Below are 26,188 nucleotides of genomic sequence, written 5' to 3'. Positions count from 1 at the left end.
GCTGCTCATCAATGTCGAACACCCGATCCAACCTTGCCGACCTGACATACTTCCTGTCGATTGCACGGCATCGCAGCTTTCGTCTTGCGGGTCTGGAACTTGGTGTCAGCGCCTCTGCGCTCAGCCACGCGCTCAAAGGGCTGGAGGCGCGTCTCGGCGTGCGCCTCTTGAACCGCACCAACCGAAGTGTGACTCTCACTGCCGCCGGCGAAGAGCTGTGCGACGAGATATCGGAACCGTTCGGGAAGATCGATCAGGCGGTAGAGGGCCTGAACCGCTTTCGCGATGCGCCCACGGGTCGCATCCGGCTGAACGTGATTGCCGAAGCGGCCACCTTGCTGCTGGCGCCGGTTGTGGCCGTGTTCAACGAGCGATACCCGGACATCGAAGTCGATATCGCTGCGCGCGATCAGATGGTGGACGTCGTGGATGGCGGCTACGACGCCGGCATTCGCCATGGCGGAACGGTTCCCGAAGACATGATCGCACAGCGGCTCTCCGCCGACCTGCGTTGGGTCGTGGCTGGATCGCCCGCATATCTGGAGAAGTTCGGGACACCTGAAACTCTCGACGATCTTCGACATCATCGTTGCCTTGGCGTGAGGCTTGGGAATGACCGCATCTACCGGTGGGAGTTCGAAGGCGCGGACGGAGAGGTCGCTTTCAGTGTGCCTAGCAAAGTCATCGTCGATGAGGGGCGTGCGATGCTTTCGATGGCGCTTGCCGGCGCAGGTTTGATGTACGGCCTCGAACCTAGCTTCGCGCCATATGTCGCCCGCGGGGAATTACGATTGGTACTTGAGGATCACGCCTCCATGGGCCCTGGTTACCACATCTACTACTCAAGCAGGCGTCAAGTGCCGACCGGTCTCCGCTTGCTGATCGAACTTGTGCGGGAGCTTCGTCCCTTGGGCCTCTGAGATCCTTTTCGGCATTCCTCGTGGTCAGCGCTTGGAAGGTGTCATATAGTCGATGACCCGTTGTTCTTTGACGCGCGCGGAAGGCGGTCTGATCGACGGGGATCGCTCGGCGTGGACAGGATAAGGCCCGAGTTATCAGTCTAGATAGTGACGTTCTGGACAATGTCGTCACCCTGGTTTCCGCTGCAGCAAGATGAGCGAGCGGCCTTTTCGGGAAAGCTCGGGGTAAAGCTGGACGGCAGAAACTGGGTCGGGCACCTGACTATGCGCTTTCGGGCAACAAGAGCACAACTCGGAACGTTCAGTAACTTAGGTGTTTGCCTGACAGCGAGTGAAGTTTGAGCTTTGACCAGCCGCCTTGGACTCCTCAGACGTTCCATTAGGACAAGATCGAGGGACCGGATACAAGGCTAGAGAGCGTGATCCCGCATGCTTACATGTCACCCAGGAGAGATGAATTGCTGTTTCATACGATGGTAGGATCGAACGATATCGAACGATCCAGGGGCTTCTACAACGCCGTGCTCGGCGTTTTGGGAGTAGGGGAAGGAGCAACGAACGTAGCCAACAGCGGGCACACTCGGCTCTTCTACAGCAACAAGGGCGGAACGAATTTCATCGTCAGCCAACCGATCAACAATGAACCAGCAACCGTAGCCAATGGCAGCACCGTCGCTTTCTCTTGCAACTCCCCCGAACAGGTAGAACTGTTTCACGCGACCGCACTCGCCAATGGCGGCACGTCCATTGAGGATCAGCCCGGCCCACGAGAGTCTGCAATGGGAACCATCAATCTCGCATACGTTCGCGATCCTGACGGCAACAAGCTGTGCGGGATCCACATTCCAACCTAAGTCGCCGCCGCAAGTTCATCAATTCAAGTAGCTGCCTGCTTCATTGATCGCCGACCGGTTACAACCGGTCGGCCCCACCCACGTGCAGCCATCAACGCGGCGCGATCGGGAAGATGAATAAGAGTCCGCTGTCGCGGAGTTCTAATGAGCCCCGAATGTCTCTATATGAGGGCGGCAGGCGCCCTGCCCCGCTTGTTCAGCCACGCACGTCCGCTACGGGCGATTGCTTTCCTGTATCCGGACAGACCTTTCGCGCCCCAATTGCAGACATTTCCGGGAAGATGCATAGTCTCGGAGAGCGGACGTTTGGAGATGGCAAATTGATACTGATGATTGCGCTTCTTGCCAGCGCCTCGGCAGCAGTGGACAATGCACCGAGTAAGGGTCACCCGATCGGCTCCGCTGCGGATTGGGTGCGTGCTGAAGACTTTTCGTCGTCGGAATGGAATAAGGCTGCGGTCACGACATACGACCTGATGGTCGATCCTAACGGCATCCCGGTAAGTTGCGTTGTAACTGGAACAAGCGGCTCCGACGAGGTCGATAAAGTGGCGTGCTCATCGCTTATGGCGAGGGCTCGATTTTTTCCGGCAAGGGATGGTCAAGGCGATCCAACAGCTGAGGCGCGTCACGGGCATATACGTTGGCATCCGGAAAAAACTGGGTCGAACCAGTACTCAACCCCGCCTGAGATACTGGTGAAGACTCCTTTGATTACTGATTTAGAACATAGAGAACATGTGACCGTGGACCTAATCTATGACGATCTCGGTGATATTAAGCAGTGCATTGCTGTCGAAAGATCAGGTATTTCTCAACTTAACGCTGATGCGTGCACAATTGCTTCCAAGACGGGTACTTTCGGCCCGGTGAGAGGCGGCCGTGGCGAGACGACAAGAGGTTTGCGAGACATAGACCTAGTTTTCATCAAGGGTGAATCAGAGCAGGTTACTATGTTTTAAACGCCTGCCTCGATTGCCGACCGGTTGAAATTCATTCGTCTCCTCTCACCGTCAACCCGGGCGCAAGCTGACCGTCGGCACACGCCCCAATTGCGGGCATCCCTGTTAAAAGCTACTAGCGTGTCATGCTGCTTTTGCTGATCATGTTAAACGCCACGGCACCGGTTCCCCTGGCCTCGCCGGCGGGCTGGACCGATTATCCGATGCAAGCTTTGAGGATGGGTGAGCAGGGGACGGTAGGATTTGAAGTGACTGTTGGACCGGATGGCCGCGTGACAGACTGTCATATCGTACAAACAAGCGCTTCTGCTATCCTCGATGCGGAGGTTTGCCGTCAGATCAGTACGCGGGGTCGCTTCCGGCCAGCTACCGACACCTCAGGTAGTCCGGTTATTGGCAGCTACCGAGGAAAGGTCAGTTTCTCGTCCAATCCGCAATAGTAGTTGCACAAGCGCGTCCGCTCACCACCGCCTGACTGGCCGCAAATGGCGCCGATACGATGCCCGTAAGCTGACGTCGCAGCCGCCGCTTGGGAGCCGTTTCCCGTGAGACGATGGAGATGAACGACGGTCCGCTTTCGGGCACGTCATCTCAGCCCCTTAGCGGCCGGAATGAGGGCGACAGACGCCCTACCACACCCGTTCTGCTCCTCGCGTCCGCTTTGGCAATCATCAGTGCCGCTGCGACAATTGGACATCGCCGGGTATCAGCCTAGGTGTATCAATCGCCACGACACCGGCCAGATGGGCCTAGGGTATCCCCAGTCGTTGCCGTGAGTCGGAGAAGTAGATGGTTCTAGGAGACTTAAGTCCCGATCGCGACCGAAACATAGCGATCTACGTGGCCGTCATCAATGGCGCGACCTTTGGTGAGCTTGCTGCGCGGCACGGTATCAGTAAGGTCCGCGTGCAGAAGGCCTATGCTCGAGAGCGCACGAATGCCTGGGAAGCGCGGCGACGCGGAGAGACCAGCTATCTAGAACGCCCTATTCCAGCGGATGTCTGATACCGGCCCGGCGGGGGTGTGCGAGGATCGCATGACCGAAGGACCACATAGCTAAGATTTCCGCTCCAGGGCGGTCAGTTCGTTTTCACCAGTTTTGCCGTAAAAGCATCCAGTTCACGCCGTCAAAACAAGAGATCAGCCGGCGCATGAACAGGCGGCCGCATTTGGGCGTGCCGTTGTGCTAAGCCTATGATCGAACGAGGGCGGCAATCGTCATGCACTTCGCCCCTTTCACGGCCTCCGCCAAAAACGGAGCCGCCGACGGGGCTTTGTGCTTCCACATCTTCCCAAACGTGGGCAGTCGTCCATAGCTAGCTGATGGCTACCACCACGGATGCAACCCGGCGTACTCGCGCCAGACGCAACAAGACGTATGATGCAACTCATCTGTCGCTGATCGAGGCATCGGTCAAACTGATCTCGGATCGGGGCGTAGAAGCGCTCTCAGTGGCCGGCCTAGCACGTGCGGTGGGCATGAACCGAGCCACCGTGTACTACCATTTCGCGGATCGAGAAGCCTTGCTCGAGGCGGTCAGCGCCTGGTCCTCAGCACAGCTTACGCGTGGGTTCGCCGGCGACGAGAGCCAGCGCGAGCGGATCGACTTCGTCGCCCGCTTTGTTCTGGGCAACCCCGATCTGATAAAGCTTTGGATCGAGCAGTTCATCGCGCCTGGCGACATCCGCGACCGCTACCCCAAATGGGACGAGTTCGTTGCGGCAAGCCATGCCACCCGCGGCAAAGAAGCAGTTGAGGAAGCTGTCGATGTGGAAGTCTACTGCACCTTCCTGCTTGCCGGTGCGATCATCGGACCGAGGGTTTTTCGCAACAGCGTGCGGCCCGACCTGAGCGAAGACGAAGTGGTAAACCGCTTTCGCGCTGAACAGCAACGTATGCTGCGGCAGGAAGGCCTGCTGCGCGACTAATTTCCAACACACCTGTTGGAATATCGTTCGAAGCTGTATAAGCTCGGGTCATAACGATCAGAGAGGATTCGCCATGGCTCAGGCCGCAACCAGCTTTCAGCGGGTCTCCGATGAGGCGCTCGCCTGGCTTGGCACCGACCCTGTGCCCGCCAAAGCCTACTACGATCCGGCCTACTTCGAACTTGAGCGCCAGGCCGTGTTCCTCAAAAGTTGGATCCAAGTTGGCCATGTCTGCGAAGTGCCGGAGCCGGGAAGCTTTGTCCGCCGCGAGCTTGAGTTCGCTCAAGCATCTCTCCTCATCATTCATGGCCGTGATCAGCGCGTCCGGGCATTTCACAACGTCTGTCCGCATCGTGGCACGCAGCTAGTTGAAGAGGCGAGCGGGCGGCAGTCGAAGTTCCGCTGCCCCTATCACATGTGGACCTTCGGCACCGACGGCGCGCTGATCTCGGCGCCGGACTTCGGGGCCTTTTACCTCGACAAGAAGGACTGCGGGTTGAAGGAAATTGCCCTGCAGGAATGTGGCGGCATGCTGTTCGTCAACTTCGATCCAGACGCCCACAGCTTGCGCGATTGGCTGGGCGATTACGCGACGCGCCTGGAGCAGATGCCGGTGGCACGTGCGACGACCTTCAGCGAATACACTTACGAGATCGATGCCAATTGGAAGCTGACATACGACAACTTCCAGGAGAACTACCATCTGCGCTTCATCCATCCCAGATCGGGAGGCGCGGGGATCGGCGGCGACAATCAGTACGGCTATCCCGTCAGCATGGGTTTCGAAGGACCACATCGAACTCAACGCATCTGGTCCAATCCCTCACCGAATCTGAAGCCCTTCCAGCGCGCCGCCTCGATGCGCGGCATCCCAGCGCTGGCCCAAGCCGGTTTGCTCGGCCTGCCGTTCGAGCGCGATTACCTAGCCTTGTTCCCGAACGTGTTCGTAATCGGCACCCCGACGCAGCCCTTCTCGCACACCGTTTATCCGCTCGCGCCGGATCGATCGCGTGGCGTGGTGCGGGTGTACTGGGTGGGCGACGACAAGACGGCCAGCCAGCGCTTTGCACGCGAATACTCGCTCGCGCAGATCCGCGACATCCACGCCGAGGACATCGCCATGATCGAGCGCGGACAGCGCGGCCTCTCCAGCGGCGCGCTCAGCCATATCCACTTCCAGAGCATGGAAGCGCTTTGTCGCCACCTGTTCAATGAGGTGGACAGCCGTGTCGCTGCTCACGCCAAAGCACAAGCGGAGGTGGTATGATCATGACGAACTCTCTGCCGCCTGAATTCGCCACACTCGAGCCTTTCGTAGCTACTTGGGCCCTCCAGCGCTCGGCCGACCGTGCAGCCAGGCGAACAGCCTCCACGCCGCGGGAGCGTGATGCTTTCTTCGCCACCGTGTCGCCGCACGTGGACGCCGCGCTGGACTACCTCGACGCGCGCTCGATGGAGGATTTAACCTCGGCCGATCGGCGCTTAATGGAACTCATGCTTTCGCTCGCGCACGTCGCGCTCGCAGTCGAGATCCAAGGGCCTGACGAGATCCGGAGCGCGCCCTGGCGGGATCGCATGCGGATCACCCGCGCCACCGCGGATCAGGAGTTCATGCGATGATGGCACTCGATGGCAGGATCGTCCTGATTACCGGTGGCGGTGGCGGGATTGGCTCGGGCATGGCGCAAGCCTTTGCCGAGCGGGGAGCGAAGATCGTCCTTGCCGACGTCGCGCTGGAGTTTGCAAAACAGGAAGCCGACAAGCTGCTCGCCGGAACTCAGACCATGGTCGTGGCTCTCGATGTTCGCAGCCTTGAAAGCTGGAACGCCGCTCGCGACACGATCGAGAGAGATTTTGGCACGGTCGATGTGCTCTGCAACAATGCCGGCGTATCTTCCGGCTTCAAGCCGCTGCTCGACATCGAGCCTGAAGAATTCGAACGCCTGATGACCATCAACGTCACCGGTGTGTACAACGGGATCAAGACCTTCGCACCCCTTATGGTCGAGCGAGGGACCGGACACATCGTCAACACATCCTCCGTGAACGGCCTGACACCTTTCGGGAGCTTCGCGGCCTACTCTGCCAGCAAGTTTGCGGTGTTGGGCCTCTCGGACGCGCTGCGCGACGAGTTGGCGCCGGCAGGTGTTGGAGTATCTACGCTGTTCCCCGGCTTGACCAAAAGCCGCATGGCCGAGGCTGACGCCGCAGGCCCAATGGCGAACAATCCCGCCCGCCTCTCTGCGATCCGGGCGAACATGATGGATCCCATCTGGCTAGGCCGAGCCGTGGTTCGTGCCGTCGAGCACGACGAACCTTACATCGTCACTCATCCCGAATATCGCGGAGGGTTGGTCGAACGTCACAACAAGATCCTGGCCGCCTTTGGCGAACCAGCACAACCAGGCTATCGCACCGGCGCTACAGCCACCATGACGTAACGCCTTCAGCTTACGTTTGAACACTTGGTCTGAGCCAGCTTGGTGTCCACAACCAGCGGAGGCTCGGTGTTGAGCTACGATCAATTGGAGCCCAGCACGCGGTTTGCGCCATTATCCGGTCGGCGGTCCTGCAAGTTCAAAGCTCGAATGAACGAGCCGCTGCTACACTGGTCAGGCAGGATGCCGACGCAACCGTCGGTGTTGGAAGCCGGCGGAAGCAGTGAGGGAGGCCGGCCATCGATGACAGCAAAGTCCGCACTTTCACTCGTTTCGATGTGGCCGCCGTGCTCGGTAGCGCCCCGGGCTACTGTCCGATCCCCACTGTGATAAGGAGGGCGGATGGAAGACAACTTTGCCCACCCGCTGCTGAAACAGCTCACACTTTCCAGAAGCGAAGTGGAAAAGTTGGCCGGGAAGCCGCACACAGTCGTCGAATGCGAGCTCGTCCGGGCCGACCTGTCTGGTCTGGATTTGGCGCAATGGTCCTTCGAAAAATGTGACCTCCGGCACGCCGATTTTCATGGCGCGAAACTCGAGCGCTCCAAGTGGCGATCATGTCGCGCGGCCTTTGCTTCGTTCGTCGGTTGCGACCTGTCCGAAGCGTCGTTCGTCAACAGCGATTTCAACAATGCTGCGCTCAAGCGCAGCAATCTCGACGGTGCGAAGATCGTAGGGTGCAAGTTCACCGGAGCAGACATGACTAACGTGACGGCGTTGACAATCCAATTTGAGGAAACCCTGCTCATCAATGCCAAAATGCCTGGCAGGGACTTTCGGAAGGCTACGCTGACCCGTCTGGACTTTTCACAAGCTGATCTACGCAAATGTGATTTTCGCCATACGACGTTCGATAATTGCAGTTTGCGGGACGCGTTGCTGGATGCTGCTCGGTTTGACAGCGCCGACCTGCGGGGGGCGGACCTTGGTGGCATCCGGCTTGGAGATGCATCACAGTTCCGAGGTGCGACAATTTCAAGCGAGCAGGCGAGTCAGCTTCTGGGCGAACTCGTATTGAAAGTTCGCTGACGCTCTGACTTACCTCACGATGCACGTCCGTGTTTGCCCCCTATTCCAAGCCTTGAACGATATGAACAAACGGCCGCTTTCGGGCATGGCATCTTGCCCATCGAATGGCCGGAATGAGGGCGTACCCTGCCCGTTCCCTCAAAAAATCATAGAGGGCAGCAGCCCGCTACTCTATATGCCCGCAGATCGATGATCCTCGGCTCGCCCGCTTAGGTAAAATCCGTCAAACACACGGCGTAGATTCGCGAAGGACAACGGCACCGATTAGCCAGCCTTTTCAAACGTTCCGTGCAATGTCGCTTCCGAGTCTCCTCCGACCCAAACGTCGAACTCGCTTGCATCATTAACCCAGCTGTTCGTCACGGCGCTCCAGTAGCGCAGGTCTTTGGGATTAAGGACGAAGTGAAGGGAGCGTACCTCCCCTGGCCTCAACGAGACACGCTGGAACCCCTTCAGCTCACGAGCAGGCCTAGCGGAGGTCCCAAATCGTTGATGTATGTAGATCTGCGCTACCTCGTCGGCGACCCGACTTCCAACATTCCTGAGATCGACTTCAAGGACAACCTGACCTCCAATTGGAACCCTCGCTTCTTTAAAGCGCAAATTGGTGTACTCGAACTTGGAGTAAGTCAGCCCATAGCCGAACGGATAAGTCGGAGCGCTCGATTCATTCCAGTAGCGCCCGTTTACGGGCTTTGGTTTGTGCGAGATCAGCTGTGCGTAGTAATTGGGGGCATGCGCCGGGCTGCGGATCCAGCTGAAGGGCAGCTTGCCTGCTGGCACCGCATCGCCAAATAAAAGGTTGGCGATGGCTGTGCCCCCTTCGGAGCCTGGATACCACGCATCCAGGATTGCTTGCGCCCGGGTTTCACCAAGATCCAGAGGCCGCGCGCTGAGGATGACCACGACGACCGGCTTGCCGGTCGCAACGGCGGCATCGAGCAATTCCTGCTGGCGACCCGGCAATTTGAAGGACGATCGTGAGCCCCCTTCGCTGATCATGTTCATGGCCTCGCCGACCACCACGATTGCAGCATCCGCATCGCGAACCTGGTTCGCCGATCGAGCGATCTCGGCGGTTTCGTTTAGGGGCGGGCGCTCGGGCACTTTGTCTGCGGTCGCCGATGGCGAAGGAAACATCCGCGCTGGCATCCTGACGCCTTCTGAATAGGAGATGCGCACCTTCTTGCCCAACTTTTGCCGAAGTCCGGCCAGGACAGTGACGGCGCTCGCACCATTCTGCTCGAATACCCATGGGCCAAGAGTGTCCTTTGCAGAGTCAGCCATGGGGCCGATGACGGCCAGCGACTTGATCCGGCGCTTGTCGAACGGAAGGACGCCGCCTTCGTTGCGCAAAAGCACCGCCGAGCGCTCGGCCGCGATGCGCGCCAAGCGCCGATGTGCAGGGTCGTTCAACGTCTTCTCGACAGCCTTCTCCTCGATATAGGGCCGTTCGAACAGGCCCATCCGCAGCTTGGCCTTGAGAATACGTCCGACCGCCTCGTCGACGCGCGCTTGCGGTACTTGTCCCGCCGCCATCGCGGCCGGCAACGTGCTCATCGCGGCCAGCTTGCCCGGATCGACCATCTCGATGTCCAGACCGGCCGCGATGGCGCGCGCGGCCGCGTCCTGCGTGTCACGTGTGAGGTTTTGCGTGACCAGCTTGTTCACCGAACCGGAGTCACTGCCGATGAAGCCCTTGAAGCCGAGCTTGTCACGCAGGATCGTGGTCAGGAGATTCCTGTTCGCCGCCGCAGGAACGCCGTTGAGATGCATATAGGCCGCCATCATCGCGCCGGCGCCGGCATCGATCGCGGCCTGGAACGGGGGAAGGTGAACGTTCCACAAGTCGGAGTCCGACAATTCGACCTCATCCCAATCACGGCCGCCCAGGGAGGCACCGTATCCGGCAAAGTGCTTGGGCCCTGCGATGACGTGCCCCGGCGCTCCCAGTCGTGGTCCTTGGAAGCCGTGAACCTGCGCGCGCGCCATGGCGGAGGTGAGATAGGGATCCTCGCCCGCGGTCTCAACTATCCGACCCCAGCGGGGGTCGCGCGCGATATCGACGTTGGGCGCGAAGGTCCAATGCACGCCGACGGCCCTCGCCTCCTTCGCGGCAACCGCCTGCGTGGCTTCGACCAGCGCCGGGTCCCAACTCGCAGCCATGCCGATGGGGACAGGGAAGATCGTCCGCAGTCCGTGGATGACATCGAACCCGAAGAGCAGCGGGATCTTGAGGCGGGATTGTTCGACCGCGATGCGCTGCAAGCGATTCACTTCCGCCGGATCGGTGACGAACAATAGCGATCCCAGACCGGTCGTGCGCAGCGCTTCGAGCGCGGGTTTGTTCGCGGCCGGGATCGGCTGGAGATAGAAGTACTGCGTGAGTTGCGCGGCCTTTTCTTCCGGCGTCATCTGCTTGAGCAGCGCGTCGGCGCGAGCCTGGATGGCTGCATCATTAGAGGCACCATCAGCCGAGGCCGAGTTCGCTGAAAGCGGGACCGCCCAGGTGAGTGAAAGACCCACACAGGCAAGAGCCACCTTGAAACGCCTGTGACCGTTCGAGATCATGCCGTAAGCTCTCCATTATCCGTTGTCCGCGCGCCACCGTTCCAGGTGTGGCACTAAGCCAGCACGCGCCTGACCAACTCCGCGCCAATGCGTGCGGCAGCGATCCCATCCTTGGGCTTGTCGACTTCGATGTAGCCGGTTGCGGTCGTCAGCCGGCGTACCGCAGGCAGCAAAGCGGCGTAGTCCATCTCACCAAGGCGGGGCGCGACGGCTTGATCGACCCGCTCCGTACCACGCCTGCGATCCACGTCCTTCCAGTGCATTGTCACCACTCGTGGACCCAGCCGGCGCAGCATCTGCAAGGGATCGATCCCGGCCAGCCAGAGCCAGGCGAGATCCAGCTCGAAGGACAGGAGCTCGGGAGAGATGGAGTTCGCCAGGAGGTCGAACGGCTGCTCGCCGTCAAGCGGCAGAAAGTCATAGGGATGGTTATGGTAGGCCAGACGCAGCCCTCGATCGCGAGCCTTCTCACCCACCTTCGCCAGTTGGGGGAGCCAGGCCTCGAACGCCGCGCGCGTGGTTTTGAAGAGTTCGGGGCCCGCAATGAAGGGCGGGGCCGTCGTGATGACAACGATGCGGGACCCCATCTCGGCGGCGATATCGAGTTCACGGTCGTAATCGGCATTGCGGACGCTCAGCCTCGTCGCGCCGATCTCCAGTCCGGCGGCACGAACCATGGCGGCTTTCAATCGGGGTGGTGGCTCGGCGGGGGACGGCCCTGCGTAGCCGTAGAGGCGGAACCCGAAGGTGGTGTATCCCAGCGCGGCAACCTTGGCCAACGTGCCGGGATAATTCACCATCAGTTCCCGCATGACCGTGATGTCCGCCAGAGCGAGGCGCTCGGGTGATTTCGCCAGCGGGCCGGTGGCGCATCCGCTCACAAGCGTCAGCGATCCCGCCAAAGCAGCACGGCGGCTCACCGTTGGCAAGGCCGAGGCTATCGTGGCGGATTGCAATACCAAGTGCTTACTTGCAGGCAGCGTTGTTGGCGCTGGGCACCGTTAGGAACGTGATGCTTGCGGGCGTCAGCTTCACGGCACCCTTTCGGAAGGCTATGCCGCCGAGCGTTGGCAGCGTGTCGCCAGAAAGGCGCAGGTCGCGCCCGTTCAGCTTGACCGACTTGGCCGTAAGCGCGCCAGCGGTCAGGCTGTAACGCGATCCACCCTCGGGCAAGTCGATTGCGGCGCTGTTGGTCTGGTTCAGGTTCAGCGCGATCAGCGTCACCCCACCTGGCGTGCCACGCATGCACTGCGAATAGACGCGAAGATCACCCTGACCGGAGCCGGTGTCGAGCACGACATCGCCGACAAGCCTGCGCCATAGGACTGCCGCCCAATAGTTGGGTCGAGGTAGCCAGGTGTCCTCCTCGATCAGCGAGTAGTCGCTAGCGGCGAGCGTGTTGTGGAACACGATGGCCACGTCGTTGCGCGCGAAGCGGCCGAGCTGGTCGATGAAACGGAACGTATCCATGAAGGTCGCAGCCCAGCGATCGCCACCGCAGGCGGCTTGCGCGGTTTCGGTGATCCAGATCGGAGCCCCGGGCGCAAACCGGTCGCGCACGCCTTTGTAGAAGTTCTGGCCTTGGTCCGCCGCGCCTAGCCACTTCTCGGTCAGCGCGTCGGCCTGGGACGTCGTGACCTCCTGGTTGCGGCCGCCGCGACCGCTGAGCGACTTGCACCGCTCGGACACCGAACCGTAGAAGTGCCAAGAGAACGCATCAAAACGGGGCTGCGGCGCACCGGCCAGGAGCCTTGCCGTGCTCATGGCTTCCGGCGGCTTGTCGAACAGCTTGAACCCGGCCTCCCCGGTGGAACCGGGACCAACCAGCTTGGTCTCGGGAGAGACCTCCTTCACCAGCCGATTAAGCGTATCCATGTCATGGGCGTAGTCTTCCGCCTTGTACTGGATTTGCGAGGCATTGGGTTCGTTGGTCAACTCGACCGCATCGATCCGCCCTCCGAGCGAGCGCGTGTAGGCGAAAAGGCGCCGCGCCTGCTCCGCATTCCACACACCGTTCGGGCGCGCGCCGGGGCTGGTGGCGAAGGACGTCAGGATCTTGGCGTCAACCGCTTGGCCGAATTTGACCACGCCGGCCCATTGCGCGCGTGTCATCACTGCCTTGTAGCCGGGAGGTGGCTCTCTGGCGGGCTGGTCGTCGTCTTGAAAGTAAACGCTGTTTGCCCAGCTGCCGCTCACGCGCATGTACGAGGGGCCAAGCTCCTTGGTCAGCATGCGCAGGCGCTTGTTGCCGATAAGGTCGATGGGCTTGCGATATCGGTACGCGCCAGTGGCGAAGCCGGTGCCATGCGGACCTTCCATGGCCTTGGGTGGCGCTTCACCGGGCTTGGGATAGGGCGCCCAGAAGTTGCCGCCGGTCACCTCCACACTTTCGACGTTGTAGGCCAGGAAGCGTGGATCGACCTGCCCCACTTTACGCAGTGCTGCCGGATCGATGCGCCTGGCAGCAACCGCATCCTGCTTGCTCATGGCCGGCGTGATCACACCGCTGGTGAGAGCCGTCCCGATAGTGACAGCGTAGATCAGGCGCTTGTGCGCGGTGCGAATGTTCATGCGGTCATCCAATCCGGGGTCATGAGGTAGTCGGGCCGAGGGCTATTTCACGACAACGCGAACCCGGGCGAGGTTCTGGATGCGCGCAAATGTAGCCGCTCGGTCACCTTGCCGGTTCGCCGTCCCGCGCAGCACTGCGAAGTAAGTGCCGGAACGCGTGAACGTGTGGGAGGTCGATACCTTCACGGTTTTCGCCTTTGCCGGCACCTTCGCGCTGATCGGGAAAGTACCGCTGCCATCGAAATCCCAGTCCGCCGCGATCACCGAGCCGGCCCCTTTCGGCACCGTGATCGCACCGTCGAACGACACAGGCTGGCCGGCCCTCACCTCGACACGATCGGAACCGTTGACGCTCAGGGATACGACGGGCTGGACGCCCTTTCTCGCCTCTGCCGATGGTGGGACGATCACCTGGCCGTCCACAATCTTGTATTGCGTGCTGGTCGGCGCGGGCACACCCTTCTCGACCCAATCGGCCAAGTCGCGCAGGGCTTGCTGCAGGACCGGGACGTAGCTGACGATCCTCGTCGCGTCTTCGCCCAAACCCTTGGGCGAGAAGTCACCATGGACCGCATGATCGGCGTACCAGAGCCTGAAGTTCTGATCGAAACGAGCCCCAAGATGCTGCTTGAGACGGTTCGCGTACCAGTCGGCTTGCCAGGGCAGCGCCTCCCGGTCCCATAGCGACGAGGCGACGATCATCTTGCCCTCGATCTCGCCAGTCTGCTTGCGGCCGACGGTCGGTATGAACATCGGGCCGAGGAGCTTGGGCCGCTGCGGGTACTTAGGCGTGCCATCGGCGTTGCGAAACTGATCCCACACCTTGAACTCGGGGCCAGGCACCTGATGGCGGTGGTAGGTCTCCATCGCCAGGAAGTTGGAGTTGTCGACGGTGACTTCGTCACCATCCTTCAGCAGTGCCGCGACATCGCCGTTGGCGACGCCCAGCACGACGACGTCGCCCACGATCCTCGCCAGCGGGAGGCGTTTGTCACGAGCGGCTCCGGTGCCGACGATCAAGTCGCCACCCAGAAACGGTATCTTCGGCGGAGCAGCCGTCAGGCGGTAGGCGACGACGCGTCGGCCCTCGGCCCCCTCGGGAACCTTGAAAGCGGTATCCACGCCGCCACGCTGTCGTTCGCTGGAGGCATCGAGATTGATCCCTGCCCTCGCCGCTTCGGCAGCGGTAAGAACATGCGAGACCTTGCTCTTGAACTGCAGCCGGGCGTCCTTGAACTGAGCCGGATCGTCGAAGCCTAGGTACCCTGGTTTCGTCCAGAAATCGGTGAAGTACGTGGGATCGGCCGCCGAAATGCCTGGATAGAGCGCGGCAAAGCCGTGAATCCCCATGTCACGCCAAGCGTACCAGGACTGCGGCAAGAACCCGAGGCGTGTCATCTCACGAAGCGCTTCGGCCTGCAACGGCGTCAGCCCGGCATAGATGTCGCCGCTACCGCCCGGATCGGCGGCGGAGACGACCTGGTCGAGCTTGTCGCCTAGTAAACGCATCACCCGGATCCGCCCGGTAAACATATTCGGAATGGCTTGCGTCGATCCGACCACGTACGGGACCGCGCCGTCCCATACGCCGCGCGTATTCTCCATCAAGCCAATCGTCCGGTACGCGCCGCCGCTGCCGCCATACGCGTAGCCGAAGGGACGCTTGCCGCCGTACATCTTCTGCGCGACGATACGGGAGTAAGCCGCCGCGTTGGGGTTCGCGCGATAGCCGCCGATGGTAGGATCAGCCTTGGACGTATGTGCCTTGCCGAGGTCCAGTTTGCCGCCGCCGTTGGTCTCGACGAAGTAGGCGCCGCTCGCAATGGCGAAGGCGATTTTGTTGTCCTCGCCGGCAGGCAGTTTCTGGCTGGCGTTCTCGTCATCCGGTACGGGCGTGATGTGCTGGAAGAAGCGACCCTTGTAGTCAGCCTTGTCCGGAAAATAATACGAGAAGCGCGTTTCCGTGCCGGTAAAGCCACCATGCACGTAACGATGGCGCACCGGCTGGGTACGCCATTCGTCGACGTCGATGTAAGGCTGTGCGAACTCGCGATCGCCTTCAGTGCGGTACAATGCCGGTTCACTCGGCGGTGGAGACTGGGTGATGGATGTCGGTGCCGTAGTCGATTGACCAAGCGCCAAGCTTGGCAGCGCAATGCTCCCGGCCAGCATCGCCACTGCCAATCGGGCTCGGCAAGGCGCCATCTTCAGCTTAACCGCCTCGGCTCTCGCCTTTAGCTTAAAGTTTCGATCCGTCGCGCGGCCGCGTTGCTGAAGACTTGCCATCAATGCGATCCTTAGAACTTCTTGCTTGCGCCGAGAATGAAGAGCCGTCCAAGTGTGAACTCGTTTGGCGCAGTCGCGAAGCCATTGAGGCCCGTCTGGCGAAACGCGGGCGGATCGGTGTCGAAGACGTTGTTGATGTTGAGTGTGAAGCTCAGATCCTTAAGCAGCGCGCTCTCACCCGGCACATCGTACTTGAAGAACAAGTTGATCGTATCGAAGGCGCCGATCCGATCCTGGATCAACTGCGTGGTACGAACCACATCGAAACCGCTGGTATGGTTCCACGTCACCTGAGCGCGAAGGTTTCCGAGGTTGGCACCCAAAAGCCCTTGCAGCGTCAGACGCGGGTTATTGGCATTCAGTTCGGTCAAGGTGGGTCCGACGGACCCCTTGCTCTTACGGGTAAGCTGATAGTTGCCGGAAACATTGGCATCGATGCTGCCAAACCCGGTCGGCCGGGAATAGTTGGCCTGGAAGTCGATACCGCTGACCTCCAGGCTCTTGAAGTTGCCGGTACGGAAGTCGATTAGCTGGTACACGACCGGGGCGCCCGGAAGCAGGAACGGCGCCACGGCAGCAGCACCGCCCGGAACCTGCGCACCGAAGGCGGCGATCTGCGCAGCCGTCGGGCGGATCGTGACGACGTCAGAGTAGCTCTGGAACAACTGTGATGGTGTCTGGACCGGCGGTGCCAGCAGAATGTCTTCGAAGTTGACATGATAGTAGTTGGCACTCAGGCGGAGCCCATCGACGAACGGCGGGTTGATCTCAGCTCCCACCGACCACGTCTCTGCCGTTTGCGGCTGCAGGTTCGGGCGGGCGCCCTGCAACGCGATCGTATTGGATCCCGCAGGCGCAGTATCGCCAGATGGCACCGCCGCCGCGATCGGAAACACCTGAATGTTGTTCCGCAACGATCCCAGCTGATCGACCGGGGTAGGCGCGGTGAAGGAGGTGCTCCAATTACCACGGATCGTCAGCCAGTCCACTGGCTCGTACGTGACGCCGATCTTGGGATTGAAGGTGTCGCCGAAATCGCTGTACTTGTCGTATCGCGCGGACGCGGACAGCGTGAGCGAGTTGATCCCGCCCACTGCATTGTCAGTACCAAAAATGGGAACGAGTATTTCGCCGAAGACCGAATGGGTGTCTCGGTTATAGGCCGCATAAGGGCGAGTAGCGAGCACGCCCACGCGAATGTCGGAGGCGAAGCGCTGGCGGAAATCCTCCTGCATGTACTCGTAGCCAATCGCAACGCGCACATCTCCTCCGGGAAGCGTCAGCAAGCTGCCATCGGCGATAGCGCGCAGGTCCAGCAACTGGTCCTTTGCCTGTCCGACGTTCTCGTTGTCGACGATGTCCGCGATCAGCGCCTGATTGCTCGTCGCCCCCAGATCGTAGGGGTTGATGGCGGTCGCCAGCGTCGTGCCACGCCCTGCCGCCGATAGCCGCCCAGGGTTAGCCTGCCCACGGATGAAGAAGTAACTAGAACTGCGGCTGTAGTTGAACAGAGTGCGAAGCTGCCAGTTGCTGCCGAGCTTTGCCTTCACCTCGGCATTGGCGCCCCACTCCTGGAAACCCGAGCCGAGCTTGATAGAGTCCGTACCAAGCACTGGCGCGAAGCTGAAATTGACGGTCTGATTGCCGACCGGATTGGCAGCAATCCGACGATAATAGGGATTGGCGCTGGTGATGGTGACCGAGTTGCGCAGTTCGTTTTCTGACAGCGTGTCACGCTTGCCATAAAAGGCACGAAGATCGACACTGATGAAGTCGTTTAGTTCCTGGGAAAGACTCGCCAGAGCACTATGGCGCTTGTTGCGCGGTACGAACGTTGCATTGTCGCTGGCATCGCAGCGGTTCGCGCCCTGGGCCGCTGCCAGCGAAGGCAGTGGGTAGGTTACGCCACTGAGCAAGACGTTGCCGGGATCGCACTGGATCGAGTTCGGCACAGCGGGATCACGAGAGTAGTCAAGCGCGCGAATAAATTCCCGGTCACGGCCAAACAGAGCGTCGTTGCGTGCAAAGTTGTACGCGACGTAGAACGAGCCCGAACCCCAATCCTTGCCCGCAATGACGTTGGCATCCGTGGAGCGGTAGTTATCGGCTATGCCATGCCTGGCATTGACCTCCAGGCCATTGAACCTGCGCCGGGTGATGAAGTTGATCACGCCACCAACCGCATCGGCGCCATACGTCGATGATCCGCCATCGGTGACGATCTCGACCCGCTCGATCGCGCCGGTAGGTATAAGGTCCGGATCGAGGGTCGCCTGGTTGACGCCAACGCCGGCCAGTCGACGTCCATCGACCAGAACCAACGTTGCGGAGGTCGAGGCATCCGTCGCGAGCAGGTTGCGAAGGTTGGGCCGGGCAACCTGCAACTGGTTAGGGTTCCCCGCTAAGGTCTGGGTCGGGACAGTGTTGAAGAAGTTGGTGACTTGCGGAACCGTTGCCAGCAATTCGTTGGTGCTGGTGGCGCCTTGTGATTGGACGGCATCCTGGCCGACGCTGATGAGATTCGATCCCACTGGAGCCGCACCGCGTAGGAGCGTGCCGGTCACAACGATGTCATCGACTGACGCCGCATCGCTTTTAGCTTCTGCCTTGGCGGCTTCCTCGCCCTGCGGTCTCTGCGACGCTTGTTGCGCTAGCGAGATGCCGGGCGAAAGTGCTGCAGCCGCGATCCCGGCCAAAAGGCCACACCGCAGGCTTCGGACCGAAGTCACGTTCATCAAACTCTCCCCAATTTATCTTCTCGATGTCTTCGTGTGGACTCCGGTAATTGCCGGCCGGACCAATAGAGCGCACGATAGGTCTGAGATCAGACGGTGGCTTTCCCGCCATCTGGACTAAAATGTCGTTTGCGGGACAGATTATCGATGGCTCAAGCTGGATGGTTACTCCGACGCATGCTCGTCTCGAGGCGCGGCCCCATCTATCCGATCAGAAACGCTTACGAACGGCTTTGAGGCGTCTTGAAGTACCTTTGCGGCTTCGTCGCTCTCGCCCAGAACCTCGCCGAGAAGGCGCAGATCCTTGCGCAACAAAGCCCCGCCGTGGCGGAAGCTGCAAGGGTCAGCCATTCTTGAACGGACTTCCAGAGCGAAGCTTTTGCCGCTGCTGTTGAGGAGTAAGTTCAACAGCGCGGAGCGATCCACACCAAGTTTGTCACCGCCATTGAGAACCGCCTCCACAAGCCCAAGATTTGCTAGCAGAAGCGAGTTATTCAACAGCTTCACGTGCTGGCCGGCGCCAACATCCCCGAGTCGGACGATTAGCCGTCCAAACGTCTCGAAGACCGGCATCGACTTCGCAATGGCGGCAGGCTCACCCCCAAGCATTAACGTCAATGTACCCGCTTCCGCCGCGGGTGAGCCGCCGCTGACGGGCGCGTCGATCACCTCTACTCCGTAGTTGGCGCCAAGAGTCTCCATCTCGCGGCAAGTTTGCGGATGAATGGTCGAATGGATCGCTAGGCGTGCTCCAGGCCTCATTGATGAGATCAAGGTTGCACAGACCTCACGCACATCGTCGTCAGTGACCACACATATGCCGACATGATCCGAGTGTGCACCTACATCCTCCAGCGATTTCGCAAAGAGGGCTGTGGTGTTTCGATAAGGCTCGAACGCGGCTTCCCGACGCGCCCAGAGCATCGTGGGAAAGCCAGCATCGATCATCCGTCGCGCTATGGGTGCGCCTTGGCTGCCAAGGCCAATGAAGCCACAGCTAATCGGTTGGCTGATGTCTTCCATTTTGCTTGCACTCGACCCTCTCACAAAATCTCAAAGCGACTTAACGGTCCTGCCGCCATCGATGACGAGGATATCACCAGTGTGGAATTTTGAGGCGTCCGAAGCCAGGTAGGCGCCCGGCCCCTCGATATCGCTGGGGTAGCCCGGACGCTTAAGCGGGGTAATTGCCGAGAACCGCTCGATGATCTGCTGCGCCTTGTCGCTGCCGCTGGTCATCTCGGTCATGATGAAGCCTGGCGCGATCATGTTAACACGCACCTTGTACTCACCCATCTCCACCGCGAGGCCCTTCACCATGGCCGCGAGCGCGCCCTTGGCTCCGGCATAATGCTCCATGCCCTTGATGCCGTGGAAAATGGACAGGCTGCCACAGACGACGATCGAGCCGCCGGGATCGCCCGCCTGCGCACGATCGCGCATGTGGCGGGTCGCTTCACGCAAGGTGTAGAACGCGCCGTGCAGGTTCACGTCCATGAGCGCGTGATACATTTCGCTCGTCATGTCCGGGAAAGACGGCGCGGCTTGCGAGTAGCCGGCGTTGGCGAACAGGCAGTCCACCCGGCCCATCGTCTCGACCGTCGACTTGAAAGCCGCGATTACCGCGGCCTCGTCGGCAACATCGACAACTTCGTGATGGGTTCGCCCGGCACCGGCTTCGCGTAGCTGTTCCAGCGCCTGCTCGTTGCGGTCACCACGCCTGCCCCAGACCACGACATCCGCGCCCTGCTTGGCACATCCCATCAGGAAACCGAGGCCGATACCGCTGTTGGCGCCGGCTGCCAGAACCACTCGGCCTGTAAGATCGAAAAGATCGCTCATCGCTGATTACTCCGCAACCGGGTGTGCACGTAGATAGTCGGAGAAGTAGGGGGCAAGATCCTGCTTGGTGTAGCCCCAATCCTCCAGCGAATACTCGTGCTTGCCGCGCTTGTTCTGAGGATTGTTGCGCATCCAATCCTCCATTCCTGATTGACTGTCCGGCGTCCATTCGTCACCCAACCACTCATAGATCCGCCGCGCCTCAGCAAGGGGATCGCGGACCATGTCCTTGTAGTAGCAGTGGTAGAAGTCGTCTGGCCGCTCCTTGCTGACTTCCAACGCCCTCGCCGCATGCAGCCCGAGCTGCAGCGGGAAGTACTGTCGCATGTATTCGCGGTTTTCGTCGATCTCGCTGAAGGGACGCCCGCCGGCGCGCATCTGCATCGAAGAGCCGAACACCTTGTAGGGATCGCGATGTGTCCAGATTACGCGTGCGTCCGGGAAAGTCTTGAACAGCTGGCGGATGAACAGCGAATCCGATGGCATTTTGAGCACCCAGCGGCCTGGGTTCGTGGTCTGCAGGATCTGCAGCACGCGCTTGCGGTGCGCAAAGGCGGAACTCATGTCCGTCAGCATCAGCCAGTCGTGATAGACCGGGGTGGTGTTGGTCACCGCCAGCATCAGCGAGCGGAAATCCTGTGCCAACGCATGGACGCATTCCGTGGGACCATCGCCCGGCTCGAAGTGCGCCGCCGCCACTTTGCCGGCGAATTTCAGGATATCCACGTCCTGCTCCAGCGCCGCAAGGCACCGTGGGTCCGTGCGCAACGCGCCTGGCTCGGCAGGCGGAACCACGTTGGCGGCTTCCCAACGCAGAGGCGTGCGGTTCGCAGGGTCCGCCTCCATCAGGTAGCTCAGCATGGTGGTGCCGGTGCGTGGCAGGCCGAGGATGAATACGGGCCGCTTGATCTCGCTTTGCGCCACTTGCGGATGGACGCGCATGAACTCGTCCACCTCCATGCGGTTGGCGAGCAGGCCGACATAGCGCGCACGAACCGTCTGATAGCCGCGTTCGGTCAGCCGGCCAGCCTTGTTGTGATCCTTGACGAGGATCTCGATACCCTCCCGCCAGGAATCGCTGTCCGGGTCCGGCAATCCGCCAGTCTTGGCCCGGGCGGCATCCACGATGTCTTCGAAGCTTAGGTCCATGATTGGGTCCAGGTGTCTACGGTCAGATCAGAACGCCTGTTAACACCGTGCGGGTGCCCCTCGCGCAAGGCGCTTCGTTGTTGCCGAGTGGCCGTGGCTTACGCAGTTGAGCCGCAACCCGCCCAGGAGATCATGAGTAGGTAGACCTTCGCCGACGACGCAACTCGCTTCAGATCGTCTCCTGCAAACGGGAAGCGAGCACCGCAAAGCGCCGGCCCAACCGCAATGCCGCGGGTGACAGCGTACAGCCATGCAGTTGGAAGATCATGAGCTTGTAGGGCGGGCGAGCGGGTGTGCGATGCTGCCGGGCCGACGTTAGCTGGCGTAGGTGTCCCTCTTGCAGCTCACGCGCGGCAGAGAACGTCGATGTGACCCAGATGAGGTCGGTGGTTGCAGCGAGCCTTGCGGCGCAGCCGAGGTCTTCCAGCATGATCTCCGGTGTTGGCCGAAGCTGCGGATATCCCATGTCTTGCGCCGTCGTGGCGGGGGCTTCGGTGCTGGAGATCATCCAGGGGAAGTCATCCGGCCTCTTGCCTGTATGGGGCGCCAGCAGGGGATGCCCCGCCCGCACCAACGGGGCGATCGGAAAGTTGGCGATGGGATGAACTTGCAGCGTATCATTGGCAGCGCGCCCCTCGCGCCGATGTTCTGCACTAACGAAGAACTCGATCTCCCTGGCCAGCAACATATCCCGAAGATTGTCGAAACTGCGCACGACGACCTGATGCTGCAGGCCCGGAGCGAGTTCGAGTTCCGCTTGCAGTGCCTGGGGTAACAGCGCCGCCGCTGCTGTTCGTGCCATCCCGAACCTTACGCTGGTTTGAGCGCCCGCCTTGAGACGTCCCAGCAACTCGTCGAACGATTGCGACTGCTGCAGTAACTCGTTGGCGCCATCGACGACGATGCGCCCCATGGCGGTGAGTTGAACCTTGGTCCTGTCCCGATCGAAAAGCGTCACGCCCAGCGCCGCCTCTACTTGCTGGATACTGCGGGAAAGGGCCGACTGCGTGAGTTCGAGTTCACGCGCCGCGCGGGTAAAGTTCAGGTGCCGGGCAAGGCCGGTGATATGGCGGGCCGCCCGAAGATCTATATTCGTCAGGCTCATCAAGAACGCTCCTTTGATGAATTGGACGGATATCAGGGCACCCCGCTATTCTCAACCCGAACCCGCCAAAGAGCGGCTATGGTCGAGAGGAGAATGCCATGATCTGCATGACGAAGGTCGAGAATAAGCGTGACAGATCGGCGCCTGCGCCTTGCGCCATTGGCAACCCTGCTTCGCATAACGCCTACTCGCACGGTCGGCATGACGATGCGCCTCGGTCGGCAGATATCTCGACAGTAGAGGCCAGGGTGTCAGTCGCCTCGGTAACCGCCGAATTGCGCAAGCTTCATCTGACTCGGCCCATCAGCACGAGGATCCACACGGGACGAGGCTACTGGATCGACATGAGCCTCACTGGCCGCACGGGAGATCCCCGCGTGCGCTATCAGGATCGGTGGCAACCTCATCGCATGGAGAAGATCGGCTCGATCATGGCCTTGTGTGGCCGCGAACCCATCTATGGCGTCAGCGGTCCCGGTACCGGCACGTCGGTCGTGTGCCGGATAAAGCCCGAAGCCGCTAGCCGCTGGATGCCTGAAGTCGAGGACTGGACCGACGATCAGCTTGTCGCGCTGCTCGATGTCACGAACGACAACGTAAAATCGCTCATGACGCGGCTGGCGGTGGAGTTGCGCAATCCGGGACTGGCTGGCGATCTGATGATCGAACTCATCGCCGGACAACTCATGATCGAGCTGCACCGCTCGCGGCAGGCCGCTGTGCAAGTGTGCAGCGGCGGATTGGCGCCCTGGCAAATGCGTTTGATCGAGGAGCGCTTCAACGATCAGATTCATGACGTTGCCTTGAAGGACGTTGCCTCGCTCTGCGGGATTTCGGTGCGACATCTGACGCGTGCTTTCCGAGTGAGCCAAGGTTGCTCGATCGGCAGCTACTTGTCGCGCATCCGTATGGAACGGGCGAAGTCCGATCTGATCGCCGGCGAAAGCATCAAGGTTCTTGCGCCGAGGCTCGGCTTCTCCAGCGTGTCGAGCTTCACCTCGGCCTTCCGCCGCGACGTGGGGATCAGCCCTGCGACCTTCCGGCGATCGTTCCGGTAAACGCCACCCCGTGACACAGCTGACGATCGGCAGTGCCAGCGCCGTTGCGGGATCGGGACATCCTGATCGCGGGTTGGACGCAATCACCTCACCGATGCTTCGGCTCGCTCGTCAGTGGTTGCAGCCCCGCCCTTCCCGCGCTGGAAAGCCGCGAACGGCGACAGGAGAATAGCATGGCGGATCCAGACACGCTTTCGGACAAGGGATTGCGGACGGCGCAGATGATCCGCTCGGGCGAGGGTCAGGCCGCAGCGATCGAGCGCGGCCCCGGTATCTGGGAGAGCCGTGGTGTCGGCAACAGCTACCTCGTCGTGACGCCCGACGGTGACGTGATCATCAATGCCGGCACGCTTTCCGATGCCCGACGCTCAAAGGAGCTGTTCGCAGCCGTTTCGAGCAACCCGGTGGCGAAGATCATCCTGACCCAGAGCCATGCCAACCAGTATGGCGGCCTGGAGATCTTCAAGACGCCGGACAACACCGTTATGACTCATCGGTTCTATCCCGCTGAGCGGTCCTACAATGAAATGCTGAGCGCGCACTATCGCCGCGGATCGCGTCGGTTTTTCGGTACCATCACCGGTCGCACCGACGAGATGGTGCCAACCCGTGAAGTCGCTCCCGACGTGTTGATCGGCGATGAAGGGCATGCCTTCACGCTTGGCAACCGGCGGTTCGAGATCATCTGGACGCCAGGCGGCGAAACCCGTTCGGCGGTCATCGTCTGGTTGCCGGACGATCGGGTCGCGATCGTCGGCAATCTTTTCGGCCCCCTTTTCGGCAACCATCCCAACCTCAATACGGTGCGGGGCGATAAGCCCCGTTCCGCTGCCGAGTTCGTCGCGTCGGTGCAGAAGCTCCGTGCGCTCAAGCCTGTGCAGATCCTGACCGGGCATGAGGACATTCGCGGCGAGGAGCACATCCAGCAAGAGACCACCCGGATCATCGATTCGGTCCAATGGGTCCACGATCAGGTGGTCGCCGGGATGAACGAAGGGACGGACTTGCGCACATTGATGCGCGAGATCCAGACGCCCGACGATCTCCGGCTGACTGAAGAGTACGGCAAAGTCGCGTGGAACGTCCGAGCGATCTGGCATGAATATACGGGTTGGTTCGATCCCAGCTCCGGCACGACGGGCCTTTACGGAGTGCCACCCTCCACTGTCGCTCGCGACCTAGTGGAGCTTGCCGGCGGCGCTGCCCCCCTCGCCCGCCGCGCGCAGGAGTATGTGCAACAAGGCAAGCCGCTCGAAGCGTTGCACATCCTGGAAGTGGCAAGCGCGGCCGCGCCGCAGGACGATACCGTCCGCGCCGCCAAGCGCGACGCACTCATGCTGCTGGACCAGCAGACCGGCGGCAAGAACCTGTGGGAGCGGATGTGGATCTCGACCGAGCTAAAGCAACTCGCTGAATAGTCAGATTGGCCACCGCGATGCCCATCAAGAACTGGAGAACTAGCTTTGCGTGAGCCCACCACAGGTTTGGCTGCGGAGGAATGGCGCAAGGGCTGGCGGCTCGTTCTGGCCTCCTCGCTCGGATTTTCATTCTTCTCGGTCATGATGTCCGCGACCGGCCTGTTCATGGAGCCGCTCAGCCAGGCGTTCGGGTGGAGCCGGACTCTGCTGTCTTCGGGCCCCTCGATCGCGTCGGCCAGTCAGGCGCTTCTCGGCCCGTTTTTCGGACTACTTGTCGATCGCCTGGGCACACGACGGCTGGCGCTTCCCGGAGTGGCGCTGACGACGGCCACGATCGCCTGCTTCGGGCTGCTGGATGGATCCTCGGCGATGTGGATCGGCCTGTGGCTGTGCTTTGGCATCGTGTCGGTCAGCATCAAGTCTACCGGCTGGACGACAGCCGTCGTAGGTAACTTCGCTGCATCACGCGGGCTCGCCCTGGCTTTGACGCTGGGTGGCACGGCTCTATCGCAAACCTTGGTGCCGCCCATCGGCAATTGGCTGATCACCGACTTCGGGTGGCGCGCCGCGTTCGTCTGGCTTGGTCTCGGCTGGGGCGGCATAACTTTGTTACTTTGCGCGCTGTTTTTCCACGACCAGAACGACAATGCGCGTGTACTAGCGCGGTCTAAGCGCCGGAAAGGCGAGCCTATTGTCAGCACCCTGTCCGGCCTGACGGTCAAGCAAGCGCTGCGCCACTTCGCCTTGTTACGCGTCGCCTTATCGAACTTCATCGTCATGCTACTGACCATGGGCTTGTCGGTTCATCTGTTCCCGATCTTGACCGAGGCTGGCGTATCGCGATCGAACGCAGCGTGGCTGGTCGCCCTGGGCGGCATCTCGGCGATCATCGGGAAAGTGATTACCGGCGTTCTCACCGACCGCTTCAAACCGAACTGGATCGGCGGGATCACGCTGGGAATTGCCGCTCTGGTATTCCTGCTGCTGCTGGACGGCGTACGAACATACCCGTTCATCATCGTTGCCATGATCGTCAACGGATATGCCCAGGGCACCAAGACGCAGATCACCGGCTATCTTACGGCAGGTTACGCCGGTATGCGCAACTTCGGAACGGTATACAGCTTCATGTCGGCACTTATGGCTCTAGCTGCGGGGCTCGGCCCGCTGATAGCCGGCATGGTCTACGACTATTCGGGAGGCTATGGCCCATTCCTGATCATGGGCACGATCGGCTGTGCAGTGGGTGGATTGATCGTCCTTACGCTGCCCCCCTTCCCGGAGCAGGAAGAAGCGGCGACCTCCTGAAGGCCGCCGCTTC

The 26,188-nt window shown here is 60.9% G+C and carries 21 protein-coding genes; 12 read left to right on the top strand and 9 right to left on the bottom strand.

All coding sequences use genetic code 11. From position 1 onward, the window contains the following. Window positions 1-11: 11 nt before the first annotated feature. The 9 genes from ACXJ1Z_RS15790 to ACXJ1Z_RS15750 all read left to right on the top strand — a co-directional run bounded on the left by ACXJ1Z_RS15790 (window position 12) and on the right by ACXJ1Z_RS15750 (window position 8,132). The gene (locus tag ACXJ1Z_RS15790; RefSeq protein WP_463777933.1) at window positions 12-920 is read left to right on the top strand and encodes a LysR family transcriptional regulator; all 909 of its coding nucleotides are present in this window, start codon (window positions 12-14) and stop codon (window positions 918-920) included. Window positions 921-1,378: 458 nt separating this feature from the next. Continuing rightward, entirely contained in the window at window positions 1,379-1,774 is a 396-nt protein-coding gene (locus ACXJ1Z_RS15785) for a VOC family protein (protein WP_463777931.1), read from the top strand. Window positions 1,775-2,103: 329 nt separating this feature from the next. Then, window positions 2,104-2,736, top strand: coding sequence for an energy transducer TonB (locus ACXJ1Z_RS15780; protein ID WP_463777929.1), 633 nt, complete (start codon window positions 2,104-2,106; stop codon window positions 2,734-2,736). A 125-nt stretch (window positions 2,737-2,861) separates the two neighbouring features. After that, on the top strand, window positions 2,862-3,176 hold the full coding sequence (locus ACXJ1Z_RS15775) for an energy transducer TonB (protein WP_463777928.1): 315 nt from the start codon (window positions 2,862-2,864) through the stop codon (window positions 3,174-3,176). A gap of 883 nt (window positions 3,177-4,059) precedes the next feature. Next, window positions 4,060-4,665, top strand: coding sequence for a TetR/AcrR family transcriptional regulator (locus ACXJ1Z_RS15770; protein WP_463777927.1), 606 nt, complete (start codon window positions 4,060-4,062; stop codon window positions 4,663-4,665). A gap of 73 nt (window positions 4,666-4,738) precedes the next feature. Further along, the gene (locus ACXJ1Z_RS15765) at window positions 4,739-5,932 is read left to right on the top strand and encodes an aromatic ring-hydroxylating oxygenase subunit alpha (RefSeq protein ID WP_463777925.1); all 1,194 of its coding nucleotides are present in this window, start codon (window positions 4,739-4,741) and stop codon (window positions 5,930-5,932) included. Next, window positions 5,929-6,285 carry a hypothetical protein gene (locus ACXJ1Z_RS15760; protein ID WP_463777924.1) on the top strand — a complete coding sequence of 119 codons (357 nt, stop codon included), beginning with the start codon at window positions 5,929-5,931 and terminating at the stop codon, window positions 6,283-6,285. Before ACXJ1Z_RS15765 ends, ACXJ1Z_RS15760 begins: the two co-directional genes overlap by 4 nt. Continuing rightward, complete coding sequence (locus ACXJ1Z_RS15755) at window positions 6,282-7,106, top strand: SDR family oxidoreductase (protein WP_463777922.1); 825 nt, start codon at window positions 6,282-6,284, stop codon at window positions 7,104-7,106. The genes ACXJ1Z_RS15760 and ACXJ1Z_RS15755 overlap by 4 nt, the downstream gene beginning before the upstream one ends. Before the next feature lie 339 nt (window positions 7,107-7,445). Further along, a complete protein-coding gene (locus ACXJ1Z_RS15750; protein WP_463777921.1) occupies window positions 7,446-8,132 on the top strand; it encodes a pentapeptide repeat-containing protein in 687 nt (228 codons plus the stop codon). A gap of 264 nt (window positions 8,133-8,396) precedes the next feature. On the opposite strand, the gene ACXJ1Z_RS15745 is transcribed toward ACXJ1Z_RS15750, so the two are convergent. The 9 genes from ACXJ1Z_RS15745 to ACXJ1Z_RS15705 form a co-directional block, all read right to left on the bottom strand. Beyond that, entirely contained in the window at window positions 8,397-10,547 is a 2,151-nt protein-coding gene (locus ACXJ1Z_RS15745; protein WP_463781271.1) for a glycoside hydrolase family 3 N-terminal domain-containing protein, read from the bottom strand. 209 nt (window positions 10,548-10,756) lie between these two features. Further along, a complete protein-coding gene (locus ACXJ1Z_RS15740; protein WP_463777919.1) occupies window positions 10,757-11,623 on the bottom strand; it encodes a sugar phosphate isomerase/epimerase family protein in 867 nt (288 codons plus the stop codon). 46 nt (window positions 11,624-11,669) lie between these two features. After that, entirely contained in the window at window positions 11,670-13,274 is a 1,605-nt protein-coding gene (locus ACXJ1Z_RS15735; protein ID WP_463777918.1) for a glycosyl hydrolase family 79 N-terminal domain-containing protein, read from the bottom strand. A 42-nt stretch (window positions 13,275-13,316) separates the two neighbouring features. Further along, the gene (locus ACXJ1Z_RS15730; protein WP_463777916.1) at window positions 13,317-15,347 is read right to left on the bottom strand and encodes a hypothetical protein; all 2,031 of its coding nucleotides are present in this window, start codon (window positions 15,345-15,347) and stop codon (window positions 13,317-13,319) included. 224 nt (window positions 15,348-15,571) lie between these two features. Beyond that, window positions 15,572-18,295 (bottom strand): TonB-dependent receptor domain-containing protein, encoded by a 2,724-nt coding sequence (locus ACXJ1Z_RS15725; RefSeq protein WP_463777914.1) that lies wholly within the window; start codon window positions 18,293-18,295, stop codon window positions 15,572-15,574. A 165-nt stretch (window positions 18,296-18,460) separates the two neighbouring features. Further along, window positions 18,461-19,318, bottom strand: coding sequence for an NAD(P)-dependent oxidoreductase (locus tag ACXJ1Z_RS15720; protein WP_463777913.1), 858 nt, complete (start codon window positions 19,316-19,318; stop codon window positions 18,461-18,463). 30 nt (window positions 19,319-19,348) lie between these two features. Continuing rightward, window positions 19,349-20,137 (bottom strand): SDR family NAD(P)-dependent oxidoreductase, encoded by a 789-nt coding sequence (locus ACXJ1Z_RS15715; protein WP_463777911.1) that lies wholly within the window; start codon window positions 20,135-20,137, stop codon window positions 19,349-19,351. 6 nt (window positions 20,138-20,143) lie between these two features. Next, window positions 20,144-21,286 carry a sulfotransferase family protein gene (locus tag ACXJ1Z_RS15710; RefSeq protein WP_463777910.1) on the bottom strand — a complete coding sequence of 381 codons (1,143 nt, stop codon included), beginning with the start codon at window positions 21,284-21,286 and terminating at the stop codon, window positions 20,144-20,146. A gap of 169 nt (window positions 21,287-21,455) precedes the next feature. Beyond that, window positions 21,456-22,391 carry a LysR family transcriptional regulator gene (locus ACXJ1Z_RS15705; protein ID WP_463781270.1) on the bottom strand — a complete coding sequence of 312 codons (936 nt, stop codon included), beginning with the start codon at window positions 22,389-22,391 and terminating at the stop codon, window positions 21,456-21,458. Window positions 22,392-22,735: 344 nt separating this feature from the next. Between ACXJ1Z_RS15705 and ACXJ1Z_RS15700 the strand changes: the two genes are divergently transcribed. From ACXJ1Z_RS15700 to ACXJ1Z_RS15690, 3 genes are all read left to right on the top strand, one after another. Beyond that, window positions 22,736-23,449 carry a helix-turn-helix transcriptional regulator gene (locus ACXJ1Z_RS15700; RefSeq protein ID WP_463777908.1) on the top strand — a complete coding sequence of 238 codons (714 nt, stop codon included), beginning with the start codon at window positions 22,736-22,738 and terminating at the stop codon, window positions 23,447-23,449. A gap of 173 nt (window positions 23,450-23,622) precedes the next feature. Continuing rightward, window positions 23,623-24,867: an alkyl sulfatase dimerization domain-containing protein gene (locus tag ACXJ1Z_RS15695; protein ID WP_463777907.1), complete on the top strand. Its 1,245-nt coding sequence runs from the start codon at window positions 23,623-23,625 to the stop codon at window positions 24,865-24,867. Window positions 24,868-24,912: 45 nt separating this feature from the next. Beyond that, window positions 24,913-26,175 carry an MFS transporter gene (locus ACXJ1Z_RS15690; protein WP_463777905.1) on the top strand — a complete coding sequence of 421 codons (1,263 nt, stop codon included), beginning with the start codon at window positions 24,913-24,915 and terminating at the stop codon, window positions 26,173-26,175. Window positions 26,176-26,188 lie beyond the last annotated feature (13 nt).

Source organism: Novosphingobium sp. TK46 (assembly GCF_055361525.1).
The sequence above is the reverse complement of the archived record's forward strand: the minus strand, read 5'-3'. Positions and strand labels throughout refer to the sequence as shown.